General features: G+C 58.0%; 3 protein-coding genes. All 3 read left to right on the plus strand.

Annotation, left to right across the window (positions count from 1 at the left end; all coding sequences use genetic code 11):
* The first annotated feature begins 194 nt into the window (after positions 1-194).
* The 3 genes from bapA (at position 195) to ACLJRS_RS07730 (ending at position 15,320) form a co-directional block, all read left to right on the plus strand.
* Entirely contained in the window at positions 195-11,669 is an 11,475-nt protein-coding gene (bapA, locus tag ACLJRS_RS07720) for a biofilm-associated protein BapA (protein ID WP_410957773.1), read from the plus strand.
* 64 nt (positions 11,670-11,733) lie between these two features.
* On the plus strand, positions 11,734-13,143 hold the full coding sequence (locus ACLJRS_RS07725; RefSeq protein WP_000533874.1) for a TolC family outer membrane protein: 1,410 nt from the start codon (positions 11,734-11,736) through the stop codon (positions 13,141-13,143).
* Positions 13,140-15,320: a type I secretion system permease/ATPase gene (locus ACLJRS_RS07730; RefSeq protein WP_000196147.1), complete on the plus strand. Its 2,181-nt coding sequence runs from the start codon at positions 13,140-13,142 to the stop codon at positions 15,318-15,320. The genes ACLJRS_RS07725 and ACLJRS_RS07730 overlap by 4 nt, the downstream gene beginning before the upstream one ends.
* Positions 15,321-15,325 lie beyond the last annotated feature (5 nt).

Genomic DNA, 15,325 nt, shown 5'->3' on the forward strand with positions numbered 1-15,325 from the left:
CGAAAGCACTAGTCAGGCACAAAAAACAAAGGGTTATTCGGCGAGAAAACCAGACCTTCACCTACGCTCATAAAAAAGAATATGGCTACGGAAATTCATCTCTCACGATGAACGGGAAGGCTCGTCTACGCATTTTGCCCTGAACGTTGTGCCCGTTAATTAATACACAGAGCAAATCCATCAGGAGCTGATTTATGCGTCTACTCGCCGTGGTTTCGAAATTGACTGGCGTCTCCACCACTGTGGAATCCTCAGCGGTCACTCTTAACGCCCCGTCAATTGTTAAATTATCAGTGGCCCGGGAGGAAATTAGTCAACTTACGCGCATTAATCAGGATCTGGTGGTGAGGCTCCATTCCGGCGAAACGATCACGATTAAAAACTTTTACGTTACCAACGATCTGGGCGCAAGCCAGTTAGTACTGGCGGAAAACGATGGCACGTTATGGTGGGTAGAAAATCCGCAAGCCGGGCTACATTTTGAACAAATCGCTGATATTAATGAGCTGCTGGTCACTTCTGGCGCTTCCCATGAAGCAGGCGGCGCCGTTTGGCCGTGGGTACTGGCTGGCGCGGTGGCGGCTGGCGGCATTGCCGCTATCGCGTCTTCCGGCGGCGGCGATTCCCACCATCATTCGGATGGCGATAATCCGCCCCCCGATAACACCAATCCTGACGGTAATCCCCCTGATAACAGCAATCCCGGCGGCAGTACCCCCAACGGCAATACTCCAGGTAGCAGTAATCCTGTAGATACTACCCCGCCTCTCGCTCCCGGCGAATTATTGATTTCAGCGGACGGAAAAACGGTAAGCGGGCAAGCCGAAGCGGGCAGTACCATTACCATCAAAGATCCCTCAGGCAACGTCGTTGGCGAGGGCAAAGCGGATAGCGACGGTAAATTTAGTATTGATCTGACAGCGCCACAGATTAGCGGCGAACAACTTACCGTGACCGCGACTGACGATGCCGGCAATACCGGCCCATCCGCAACCATTGATGCGCCCAACATTCCTCTCCCCGATACACCGGTTATCACCGCCGCTATCGATGATGCCGCTCCCCTCACCGGCACGCTGAGCAATAATCAGTTTACGAACGACAGTACCCCCACTCTGGAGGGCACCGGCAGCGCAGGCACAGTCATCCATATTTACGCCAATGGTCAGGAAATAGGCTCCACAACGGTTGATACCAGCGGAAACTGGCGTTTTGCCATTACCAGCGCGCTAGCGGATGGGGAAAATCATTTCACCGCCATTGCGACTAACGTTAAAGGCGAAAGTAGCGAATCAGCCCGCTTTACGCTGACTATCGACACACTCAGCCCCGATGCCCCACGCGTTGAACTGATTGCCGATAACACCGGTTTGCTCACCGGGCCGCTACAGAATAATGACCGGACTGACGAGGCAAAACCGCTATTTTCCGGGCAGGGAGAGACAGGCAATACCATCACGATTAAAGAGGGTTCAACCGTTATCGGCAGCGCTACCGTAGACGAAAATGGACGCTGGACCTTTACGCCGACTACGCCGTTAAGAGATGGCGAACATACCTTTACCGTCGAACAAAGCGACAAAGCCGGAAACACGAGCCGCGTGACGACAACGCCTACTATCATTGTGGACACCACGCCACCGGACGCCGCTATCATTGATAATGTTGCGAAAGACGGCACAACCGTTAGCGGCACCGCTGAAGCTGGCAGTACTGTGTCGATCTATGACCCGGCGGGAAATTACCTGGGCTCCACGATTACCGGAGAAAATAACCACTTCAGCATCACGCTGAATCCGGCTCAGACCCACGGCGAGCGTCTGGAAGCGCGTATTCAGGACGCCGTCGGTAACATCGGCCCCGCCACGGAGTTTACCGCTTCTGACTCACAGTATCCTGCCAAGCCGACTATCCTTACCGTGACGGATGACGCTGGCGTCGTTACTGGGCTGCTGAAAAATGGCGATGCCACAGATGATAACCGCCCAACCCTCAGCGGTACTGCTGAACCAGGCAGTACGATATCGATTAACGATAATGGCTTTCCTGTAGCGACCTTTCCGCCCATTGTCGCCGACGCTGACGGCAAATGGAGCTTTACCCCCTCGCTGGCGCTTGCCGATGGCGACCATGTCTTTACCGCTACCGCGACCAACGATCGCGGCACCAGCGGGCAGTCCGTCTCCTTTACCATTGATATCGACACGCAGCCGCCGGTGCTGGAAGGCCTGGCGGTTAGCGACGTCGGCGACAGACTCACCGGCACTACGGAAGCTGGCAGTACTGTGGTTATCAAAGACAGCCTGGGAAATACGCTCGGGAGTGGAACGGCAGGCGACGACGGTACCTTCTCAATAGGTATTAGCCCGGCGAAAATTAACGGCGAAACATTAAGCATTAGCGTTACCGATAAAGCCGCGAATAGCGGCCCGGTAGAAACGCTGAACGCGCCGGATAAAACTGCGCCTGCGGCACCGGACGGTCTTACCGTGGCGACCGACGGTCTGTCCGTAAGCGGTCAGGCGGAAGCCGGGGCAACGGTCACTATCCGCGACAGTAGCAACACCGTACTTGGCAGCGCCGTCGCTAATGGCAACGGACAATTTATCGTTCCGCTGAATACGGCGCAGACTAACGGCCAGGCGCTTATCGCTACCGCCACCGATGTCGCGAAAAACGAAAGCGCCGCCGCGACGGTTATCGCGCCGGACAGTACCGCGCCGGAAATGCCAAAAAACGTGGTAATTAGTGAGGATGGCACCAGTATCAGCGGCACCGCCGAACCGGGTAGCGCCATCACGATCGCCACGCCGGACGGCAAGCCGCTTGGCAGCGGCAAAGCAGATGGCGAAGGTCATTTTACCCTTCCCCTCGTCCCCGCACAGACCAACGGCGAACAGGTTACCGTCACCGCCACCGACAGCGCCAACAATGTCAGCCCGCCAACTACAGCGCAAGCGCCCGATATCACCGCCCCGGATAAGCCCATTATCACTCAGGTGCTGGACGATGTTGAAAGCTTCACCGGGCCGCTGGTTAACGGACAAACCACCAATGACAACCGCCCCACCCTTAGCGGTACGGCGGAGGCTGGCGCGCGTGTCGAAATTTTTGATAACGGTGTTTCGCTGGGACTCGCCACGCTACAGCCCAACGGCACCTGGACGTTTACGCCGTCGCAAAATTTAGGTGAAGGCGCGCATCGACTGACCGTAATCGCAACCGACGCTAAAGGCAATGCCAGTCCGGCCGCGTCATTCGACCTGGTGGTCGATACGCAATCGCCGCAGCAACCGGTAATCACCTTCATTACAGATGATGCGCCGGGTATTCTCGGTAGCGTCGCGCATCTGGGGCTCACTAACGACAGCACGCCAACGATTAACGGTACAGGTGAACCGGGTTCCACAGTACACCTGTATCAGAATGGCGCCCGGATAGCAGATATTATCGTCGGTAATTCCGGCGTCTGGAGCTACGCCTACACCACGACCTCGCCACTGGCGGACGACACCTACACCTTTACTGTGACGGCCAGCGACAGTAACGGCAACACCACGCCTTTTTCGACCGATTTTACGATTACCATTGATACCCAGGCCCCTGCCGCCCCCGGCGTTATCGGCGTAGCTGACGGCGACGGAAATACGATTGATACCAATCAGATTACCCAGGAATCCCAGCCCCGGTTGAGCGGTAGCGGCACCGCAGGCGACACAATCATCCTTTACGATAACGGCAATGCCATAGGTCAGGCGCTGGTCGGCACGGACGGGCGCTGGCAGTTTACGCCGCCTGCCGCGCTGGGCGACGGCGACCACCTTCTGACCGCTCGCGCCAACGATCCGGCGGGGAACGAAAGTCCCGAATCCCTCAGCTTTACCCTGCGCGTCGATACCCAGGCGCCGGATGCGCCGCAGATCGTGTCAGCCGCCATCACCGGCGGAGAAGGCGAGGTGCTACTGGCAAACGGCAGTATTACCAATCAGCGTATGCCGACCCTCAGCGGCACCGGCGAACCCGGCGCCATCATCACCCTGTACAATAACGGCGTAGAACTGGCTACCGTCCAGGTCAATCCACAGGGTAGCTGGACCTATCCGCTAACCCGTAATCTGAGCGAAGGATTAAACATCCTGACGGCCACCGCCACGGATGCCGCAGGCAATAGTAGCCCCACCTCCGGCGTTTTCTCCGTTACCCTTGATACCCAGCCTCCAGCGCAGCCTGACGCGCCGCTAATCAGCGATAACGTCGCGCCGGTTATCGGCAACATCGGCAATAATGGCGCAACGAACGATACCACACCGACCTTCAGCGGCACGGGAGAGATCGGCAGCACGATTATTCTCTACAATAATGGCAGTGAAATTGGTCGCACAACGGTAGGCGATAACGGAAGCTGGAGCTTTACGCCTGCGGCACTGACGCCAGAAACCTATACCATTACCGTCACGGAAACCGATATAGCGGGCAATATCAGTCCACCTTCCGCCTCAGTCACTTTTACGCTAGACACCACTGCGCCCGCCAATCCGGTTATCACTTTTGCCGAAGATAACGTCGGCGAAGTCCAGGATACTATTGTCAGCGGCGCAACCACTGACGACAATACACCGGTCATTCACGGCACTGGCGACATCGGCAGCGTGATCACGCTCTATAACGGCAGTAGTGTCGTGGGCGTAGTCACCGTCGATGAGACCGGTACCTGGACGCTGCCGGTGACCAGCGCGTTGCCGGATGGCGTCTACACCCTGACCGCCATTGCCGCCGATGCAGCCGGAAACAGCAGCGGCGTATCGAACAGCTTTACCTTCACCGTCGACACCGTTCCGTTGCAGCCGCCCGTCGTCAATGAGATCCTCGACGATGTTGCACCAGTGACCGGGCCATTAACCGATGGCGCCTTTACTAACGATCGGACGCTGACTATTAACGGCAGCGGCGAAAACGGCAGCACCGTCACGATTTACGACAATGGCGTGGCAATAGGGACGGCGCTCGTCACCGACGGGGTCTGGACATTCAATACGCCCGAATTATCAGAAGTCAGCCATGCGCTAACCTTCAGCGCGACTGACGACGCTGGAAATACCACGGCGCAAACCCAACCGATCACCATTACCGTGGATATCACCGCCCCGCCCGCGCCAACAGTCCAGACGGTGGATGACGATGGCACGCGCGTGGCCGGACTTGCCGATCCTTACGCTACCGTTGAAATTCACCATGCCGATGGCACCCTGGTCGGCAGCGCTGTCGCTAATGGCACCGGTGAATTCGTCGTTACGCTCAGTCCGGCGCAAACCGATGGCGGTACGCTGACGGCAATTGCTATCGATCGCGCGGGGAATAACGGCCCGGCTACGAATTTTCCTGCTTCCGACAGCGGTCTGCCCGCCGTCCCGGCCATCACGGCGATTGAAGATGATGTCGGGAGCGTACAGGGGAATATTGCGGCGGGCGGCGCCACGGACGACACCACGCCGACGCTGCGCGGCACCACGGATATCGGCTCTACCGTTGAAGTCTTCATTGATGGCGATTCGGCAGGCTTTGCCACCGTTGACGCCAGCGGGAACTGGATCTTTGAGATCGCGACGCCATTAAGCGAAAGCACACATTACTTCACCGTCCAGGCAACCAATGCGAATGGCCCGGGCGGCCTGTCCGCACCGGTCGGGATCACTGTCGATCTTAGCGCGCCGGCGCAACCGGTTATTACCAGCGCAACGGATGATGTCCCCGGCATGACCGGTACGCTGGATAACGGCGCGCTCACCAATGATTCACGCCCGACGCTCAACGGAACGGGAGAAGCAGGCGCCACGATCCGCATTCTGGATAACGGCGTAGAAATCGGTTCCGCCACGGTAGATCAAAGCGGCAACTGGCGCTTCACCCCGAACGCGCCGCTGGAGAGCATCGCACACATCTTTACCGCCGTGGCGACCGATCCCGCTGGCAATAGCGGCCAGCCTTCGGACGGCTTTACGCTGAACATTGACGCGCTGGCGCCAGATGTGCCGGTTATCACCTCCGTGATTGACGATAACAATCAACCGACCGTCCCGGTGTTACCGGGGCAATCCACCGACGATCGACAGCCAATACTGAACGGAACTGGCGAACCTGGCGCGACAATCACCATTTTTGATAACGGTACGCCGCTTGGCACGGCTCAGGTAGGCGAAAACGGTAGCTGGACCTTCCCGGTGCCCCGCAATTTGTCAGAGGGAAGCCATAATCTGACGGTTAGCGCTACCGATCCGGCGGGCAATACCAGCGCGGTCTCCGCGCCGTGGACGATCGTGGTCGATATTACGCCTCCGGCGATCCCGGTTCTCACCTCCGTCGTGGATGACCAGCCCGGTATTACCGGCAACCTGGTTAGCGGGCAGCTAACGAACGATGCGACGCCCACCCTGAACGGGCGCGGAGAGGCAGGTGCGACGATTAATGTCTATCTTGACGGTAATTCCGCGTCCATCGGTACCACGACGGTGAATAGCGACGGCACGTGGAGTTTCACGCCGCAGACGCCGCTTGCAAACGGTAGCCACACGTTCACCCTTAGCGCCACCGATCCGGCGGGTAATAGCAGCGCGGTGTCCAGCGGATTTGTGCTGACGATTGACGCCACACCGCCCGCCGCGCCGGTTATCGCCAGCGTGGCAGACAATACGGCGCCGGTGACGGGCATCGTCCCCAACGGCGGCTCGACGAACGAAACCCGACCAACACTCTCGGGTACCGGTGAGGCGGGTACAACCATCTCGATTTATAATGGCAGCGCGCTGGTCGGCACGGCGCAAGTTCAGGCCAACGGTAGCTGGAGCTTTACACCGTCTACCTCGCTGGGCGCGGGCGTCTGGAACCTGACGGCGACAGCAACCGATGCGGCAGGCAATACCAGCGCCGCGTCCGAAATACGCTCGTTTACTATTGATACCACGGCTCCCGCCGCGCCTGTTATTGATACGGTCTACGACGGTACGGGCCCCATTACCGGCAATCTGAGTTCAGGGCAGATCACAGACGAGGCGCGCCCTGTCATTAGCGGCACCCGTGAAGCCAACACAACTATTCGTCTCTACGATAACGGCACGCTGCTGGCTGAAATTCCCGCCGACAATAGCAATAGCTGGCGCTACACGCCCGATGCCTCGCTGGCGACGGGCAACCATGTAATTACCGTCATTGCCGTTGATGCCGCAGGCAACGCCAGCCCCGTTTCGGACAGCGTTAATTTCGTCGTCGATACTACGCCGCCGCTGACGCCGGTAATCACATCAGTCAGTGACGATCAGGCGCCAGGCCTCGGCACGATCGCGAACGGCCAAAATACCAACGATCCTACGCCAACCTTCAGCGGCACCGCAGAAGCCGGCGCCACGATCACGCTCTATGAAAATGGTACGGTCATTGGCACGACAACGGCTCAGCCTGACGGCGCGTGGAGCGTCTCCACCTCAACGCTGGCAAGCGGAACGCACGTCATCACCGCCGTCGCCACCGATGCCGCAGGAAACAGCAGCCCGAACAGTACGGCTTTCACCCTGACGATCGATACCACCGCGCCGCAAACGCCAATCCTGACGTCCGTGGTGGATGACGTCGCGGGTGGGGTCACAGGAAATCTCGCTAATGGTCAGATAACCAATGATAACCGCCCCACGCTGAACGGCACTGCCGAAGCGGGCAGCGTGGTCAGTATCTATGATGGCAACACTCTGCTTGGCGTCACCTCGGCTAACGCGGGCGGCGCGTGGAGCTTCACGCCGACGACAGGGTTAAACGACGGCACGCGCATATTAACAGTGACCGCCACCGACCCGGCAGGCAACGTTAGCCCGGCCACCAGCGGTTTTACTATCGTGGTCGATACCCTTGCGCCAACGGTTCCGCTTATAACCAGCATCGTTGATGATGTCCCGAACAACACCGGCGCCATTGGCAATGGACAATCGACCAACGACACACAGCCGACGCTCAACGGTACCGCGGAAGCCAACAGCGCGGTAAGCATCTTCGATAATGGCGCGCTGGTCGCGACCGTGAACGCCAATGCCAGCGGCAACTGGAGCTGGACGCCAACCGCCGCGCTCGGCCAGGGAAGTCACGCCTATAGCGTTAGCGCCGCCGATGCGGCTGGCAACGTTAGCGCCGCTTCGCCATCGACAACGATTATCGTGGATACCATTGCGCCCGGCGCGCCCGGTAACCTGGTCATCAATGCTACCGGTAATCGGGTGACGGGCACCGCGGAAGCAGGCAGTACAGTGACGATTACCTCTGAGACTGGTGTGGTACTGGGAACCGCCACCGCCGACGGTACAGGCAGCTTCACCGCCACACTCACGCCCGCGCAGACCAATGGTCAGCCGCTACTGGCATTTGCCCAGGATAAAGCAGGCAACACTGGCATTGCCGCCGGATTTACCGCGCCCGATACGCGCGTGCCGGAAGCGCCGATCATCACCAACGTAGTGGATGATGTGGGTATTTATACCGGCGCTATCGCCAACGGCCAGGTCACTAATGACGCACAACCCACATTGAATGGTACCGCTCAGGCGGGCGCCACGGTGAGCATTTATAACAACGGGGCGCTGCTCGGCACCACCACGGCGAACGCCAGCGGAAACTGGAGCTTTACCCCGACAGGCAATTTGACCGAAGGCAGCCACGCCTTCACCGCCACCGCGACTAACGCCAACGGTACAGGCAGCGTCTCCACCGCCGCGACGGTGATTGTCGATACGCTGGCGCCCGGTACGCCGTCAGGTACGCTCAGCGCCGATGGCGGTTCACTTTCCGGACAGGCAGAGGCAAACAGCACCGTAACCGTCACGCTGGCGGGCGGCGTGACGCTCACCACCACCGCCGGCAGCAACGGCGCATGGTCTCTCACCTTGCCGACAAAACAAATTGAAGGTCAACTCATTAACGTGACGGCGACTGACGCTGCGGGTAACGCCTCTGGCACGTTAGGCATTACCGCGCCGGTTCTGCCGCTGGCGGCAAGGGATAACATCACCAGCCTTGATCTGACCTCTACCGCCGTCACCAGCACGCAAAACTATTCGGATTACGGCCTGCTGCTGGTTGGCGCGCTTGGCAATGTCGCCTCGGTTTTGGGTAACGATACCGCTCAGGTTGAGTTCACCATTGCTGAAGGTGGTACGGGCGACGTCACCATCGATGCCGCCGCAACGGGAATCGTGCTTTCGCTGCTCAGCACTCAGGAGATAGTGTTACAGCGCTATGACACCAGCCTCGGCGCCTGGACGACGATCGTCAACACCGCCGTTGGCGACTTCGCGAATTTGCTTACCCTGACCGGGAGCGGCGTTACCCTGAACCTGAACGGACTGGGCGAAGGCCAGTACCGGGTACTCACTTATAACACCAGTCTGCTCGCCACCGGGTCATATACCAGCCTGGATGTCGATGTACACCAGACCAGCGCAGGTATTATTAGCGGGCCAACCATCAGTACCGGCAACGTCATGGCTGATGATACCGCGCCGACGGGCACCACGGTCACCGCCATCACCAACGCCAACGGCGTCAGTACGCCGGTCGGCGCGGGCGGCGTGGATATCCTGGGGCAATACGGCACGCTGCACATTAATCAGGATGGCAGTTACACCTACACGCTGACTAAGCCCACGGCGGGATACGGACATAAAGAGAGCTTCACCTACACCATCACCCAGAATGGCGTCGGTAGCAGCGCCGCGCAACTGGTTATTAATTTGGGTCCCGCGCCTGTACCGGGCAGCGTGATAGCGACAGACAATAACGCCTCGCTGGTCTTTGATACTCACGTTAGCTACGTCAACAACGGTCCCTCGACACAAAGCGGCGTCACGGTATTAAGCGTCGGACTTGGTAATGTACTGAACGCGAATCTGCTTGATGATATGACTAATCCGATCATCTTTAACGTTGAAGAAGGCGCTACGCGAACCATGACGTTACAGGGAACCGTCGGCGGCGTCTCACTGGTTTCCACGTTCGATCTGTACGTTTATCGCTTCAACGATGCCATTCAGCAATATGAGCAGTTCCGGGTGGAAAAGGGCTGGATTAACACCCTGCTGTTAGCCGGACAGTCCCAGCCGCTGACCCTGACGTTGCCTGGCGGCGAATACCTGTTCGTGCTGAATACCGCCAGCGGCATTAGCGTCCTCACTGGCTATACGTTGGCGATTTCCCAGGACCACACCTATGCCGTTGACAGTATCACCGCCAACACCACCGGCAACGTACTGACCAATGATGTCGTCCCTACGGACGCCCTCCTCACTGAAGTAAACGGCGTGGCGATTGCGGCGACCGGCACAACGGAGGTAAACGGGCTGTATGGCTCGCTCATCATTGACGCAAGAGGCAACTATACCTACACGCTGAAGAACGGCGTCGGCGCCGACAGCATTAAAACGCCGGACAGCTTTATCTATACGGTCAAAGCGCCAAACGGCGATACCGATACGGCCTCGCTCAATATCACGCCAACCGCCAGGGCGCTGGATGCGATTAATGATGTCAGCGATACCCTCAGCGTCGCCACGCTTCAGGATACCGCTGCCTGGCTGGACTCCAGCGTCGGCAGCGCCAGTTGGGGGCTACTCGGCAAATCGGGCAGCGGGAGCGGCACCTTTGACGTTGCAACGGGCACCGTACTTAAAGGCGCGTCACTGGTCTTTGATGTCTCCACGCTCATTACGCTGGGCAATCTGAATATTAGCTGGGCCATTCAGGAGAACGGGACCGTCATACGCAACGGAACCGTTCCGGTGGCGAATATCACGCTGGGCAGCGCGACGGTGACCGTCAACCTGAGCGGCCTGGAGCTGGATGCCGGAACGTACACGCTTAACTTTACCGGCACCAATACCCTGGCCGGGGCGGCGACGATCACGCCACGCGTCATCGGCACCACCGTCGATCTGGATAATTTTGAAACGTCCGGAACGCATACCGTTCTCGGCAATATTTTTGACGGCAGCGACGCGGCGGGGGCGATGGATCAGCTTAATACGGTGAATACCCGCCTGAGCATTAGCGGGTATAACGGCAGCGCCGCCACGCTGGACGCCGCGGCGAATACCACCAGCGCCACGATTCAGGGACATTACGGCACATTGCAAATTAACCTTGATGGCGCTTACACCTACACCCTGAATAATGGCGTCGCGATGTCGTCCATCACCAGTAAAGAGGTCTTTACCTATCAACTGGATGACAAGATGGGTCATACGGATAGCGCCACATTGACCATTGATATGGCGCCGCAAATCGTCAGTACCAACCAAAACGATGTTCTCATCGGCTCCGCCTATGGCGATACGCTGATTTACCACCTGTTAAACGGCGCGGACGCGACCGGCGGCAACGGCGCCGATCGCTGGCAAAACTTCTCCACCGCGCAGGGCGACAAGATCGATATCCACGAACTGCTGACCGGCTGGGATCACCAGGCGGCGACGCTGGGTAACTTTGTTCAGGTTCATACCAGCGACGCCAATACGGTGATATCCGTCGATCGCGACGGCGCCGGCAGCGCGTTTAAATCAACTGACCTTGTCACTCTGGAGAATGTGCAGCTCACGCTAAATGATCTGTTGCAGAACAACCACCTGATAACCGGCGGTTGATAAAAAAGCCCCGAACGCCACGACGTTCGGGGCAACAAGCGGTGATATTTAAAAGGGATAAACTATGGGAAGAGTCGCACCTGTCGCCATCGTACTGGCATTTGCTTTGTTTCATCACCAGCCCCGGGGCGCAGAATCGCTGCCAATTATCACATCCGAAGGATTAGCAACGGACCAGATGCTTCCTTCGCTGGATGGCTCCGCCGCTGAGTTGCCGCTCAGCGCCGCCGCGCCGGGCAACCTGACGCTCAATGACGCGGTCAATCGCGCCGTTAACTGGCATCCTTCTATTCGCGAAGCCGTCGGCAAACTGCTCGCACAGAATGAACAAATAGAGGTCGCCAAATCGAAATATTATCCGCAAGTCAGTGCTGGCGTGAACAATGGGTACAGCAATACCTACACCGATCACGGGTATAGCCCCTCGCTGGTGCTGTCGGTATCGCAAATGCTTTATGACTTCGGCAAAGTGGCAAGCCAGGTTCGCGCCGAAACCGCAGGCGCAGCACAGCAACAGGCCAACGTGTTGCTCAGTATTGATACCGTCGCGCATGAAACCGCCAACGCCATTGTACAAACGCAGAGCTGGCAGCAAATGGTAGAAGCAGCGGAAGAACAGCTCACCGCGCTGGACGGCATCGGTAAACTTATCCGGCAGCGCAGCGATGAAGGCGCCACGTCGCTATCTGACGTAGTGCAAACCGAAGCCAGAATCGAATCCGCCCGCTCGCAACTGGCGCAGTATCAGGCCAATCTCGACAGTGCGAAAGCCTCACTGATGAGCTGGCTGGGCTGGAATTCGCTTAACGGCATCAATAATGACTTCCCGGCGAAACTTGCTCGCAGCTGTGAGACGGCGACTCCCGACGATCGACTGGTGCCCGCGGTACTGGCCGCCTGGGCGCAGGCCAACGTTGCGCGGGCGAATCTGGACTATGCCAGCGCGCAAATGACGCCGACGATTTCGCTCGAACCTTCTGTACAACATTATCTTAATGATAAATATCCCAGTCATGAAGTGCTGGATAAAACCCAGTATTCCACCTGGGTAAAAGTTGAGATGCCGCTTTATCAGGGCGGAGGGCTGACTGCCCGACGCAACGCCGCCAGCCATGCGGTAGACGCGGCTCAGTCGACCATTCAGCGCACCCGGCTTGATGTCCGCCAGAAACTGATGGAGGCGCGCAGCCAGGCAATGAGTCTTGCCAGCGCGTTACAAATCCTTCGTCGGCAACAGCAGCTTAGCGAACGCACGCGCGAACTGTATCAGCAGCAATACCTTGACCTCGGTTCCCGCCCGCTGCTCGACGTGCTTAATGCGGAGCAGGAAGTTTACCAGGCGCGTTTTGCCGAACTGCAAACGGAAAGCCAGTTGCATCAGTTGCAACTGAACTGTCTGTATAACACCGGCGCGCTTCGTCAGGCGTTCGCGTTAAATCATCGCAGCATTCAATCCGTGGAGATCCAGCCATGACCCGCGCCGCCCCCGATGTAGAAGAGGTACTCAGTGAGCGCGCGCTAAGCCAATGGGCGCAGGCCATCAGCTATGTCGCCGGTCATTATCGCGTTGCCTGTTCTCCCGGTTCAATTCAGGCCAACGCCCCGTGGTTTAGGGGTAAAAGCAGAACGACCGCCTTAACGCAGCTCGCGCGGCAGGCGGGTTTATCCTTTCATGCGCCGGACATAGACAAAACGGCATTTAGTCAGTGGCGATTGCCGTTGGTTGTCGAGCTCCGGGACGGGCTGTTATTGGTTATCGAACATGTTAATGGCGAAGATGCGGTAGACGTTTTTGTGATTGAAGAAGAGGGTCAGCGTAACCGCCTGACGCTCAGCGAGTTATTGCCGGAGATCCTCTATGTTGCCGCGCTACGCCCGCTATCGGCGCTCAAGGATAGCCGCGTCGACCGCTATATCTCCCGCTTTAAACCCGACTGGATGCGCGAGCTGGTTCTGCAGGATATTCGCCCTTATTTACCGGTAATGGTCGCCGCCTTTCTGATTAACGTGCTGTCGCTGGCCGGGATTGTGTTCTCTATGCAGGTTTACGATCGGGTGATCCCCGCTCAGTCATATCCTACCCTGTACGTGCTCTCCTTCGGCGTGCTGGTAGCGGTGCTGTTCGGTTTTCTGCTGCGTGAAGCGCGTACGCACATTATGGACGTGCTCGGTAAACGCGCCGATATGCGCATTTCCGATCGGGTATTCGGTCATGCGTTAAGGCTGCGCAACAGCGCTATTCCCCGTTCCACAGGCAGTTTTATCTCGCAGTTACGCGAACTGGAGCAGATCCGCGAGATGATTACCTCTTCAACGCTGGCGACCATTGTCGATCTGCCTTTCTTTTTCCTGTTTATGATAGTCCTGGCGATTATTGCCCCACCGCTGGCATGGATAGCGCCCGTGGCGGCTCTGCTGATGATCCTGCCGGGCGTCGCACTGCAAAAAAAACTGGCTGTCCTCGCCAACCAGGCCGCCCACGAAGCGACGCTACGCAATGCAGTCTTGGTCGAAAGCGTTCAGGGGCTGGAAGATATTAAACTGATGCAGGCGGAGAACCGCTTTCTTCAGCAATGGAATAGCTATATCCGTATTACCGGCGAGTCGGGTCTACGCACCCGCAAACTCACGCAAGGGCTTATCAGTTGGGGGATGTCGGTACAAAGTCTGGTGTATGCCGCAGTGATTATGTTCGGCGCGCCGATGGTCATTGAAGGCAGTATGACTACCGGCGCCGTGGTCGCCGCGTCGATGCTCGGCTCGCGGATGATCGCGCCAATGGCTAACCTGTGCGGCGTGCTGGCGCGCTGGCAGCAGGTGAAAGCGGCGAAGATGGGTCTCGACAACATTATGCAACTGCCCACCGAGACACAGCATGACGATAGCCTGATACACCGCGACATCCTCCACGGGCATTACTTCTTTGAAAACGCTCAGTTTCGTTACCATAACGACGATCAACGCATACCGTTGCGCCTCGTGCGTCTGGAGATCATGCCTGGCGAGCGGATTGCGATACTGGGGCGTAACGGTGCGGGTAAATCCACACTTTTACAGGCGATGGCGGGCGGCCTGGAGATGATTCAGGGAGATGCCCGGCTTGATAATCTCAGCTTGTCGCACATCGATATGGCGGATTTACGCCGCAACATCGGCTTTCTTAGCCAGAACGCGCGGCTTTTCTTCGGCACCCTACGAGAGAACCTGACGCTCGGCGCGCCGCACGCCAACGATGAACAGATTTTTGACGCGCTCGAAGTCAGCGGCGGCGCCGTCTTCGTCAGGCGGCTGGCAAAAGGGTTGGATCATCCCATTATGGAGGGTGGTAACGGCCTGTCCGGCGGGCAGCGTCAGTCCCTGTTGCTGGCGAGAATGCTGCTGCGCTCCCCCAATATTGTGCTACTTGACGAACCCAGCGCCTCGCTGGACGAGCATACGGAACGAGAGTTTATTCAGCGGTTACATCAGTGGCTTGGCAATCGAACCCTGGTCGTCGCGACGCACCGGGTACCAATACTGGAGCTGGTTGAGCGTGTCGTTGTCCTGAAAGAAGGACAACTGGTGATGGATGCGCCAAAAGCGCAGGCGCTTAACGCGGATCGGATGCAAAGTCATCGTCGGGAGTGGAAAAATGAAAATCAATCAGCATGATGCCG

Origin of the sequence: Salmonella sp. SAL00670, assembly GCF_046552235.1 — a bacterium.
Lineage (GTDB): Bacteria > Pseudomonadota > Gammaproteobacteria > Enterobacterales > Enterobacteriaceae > Salmonella > Salmonella enterica.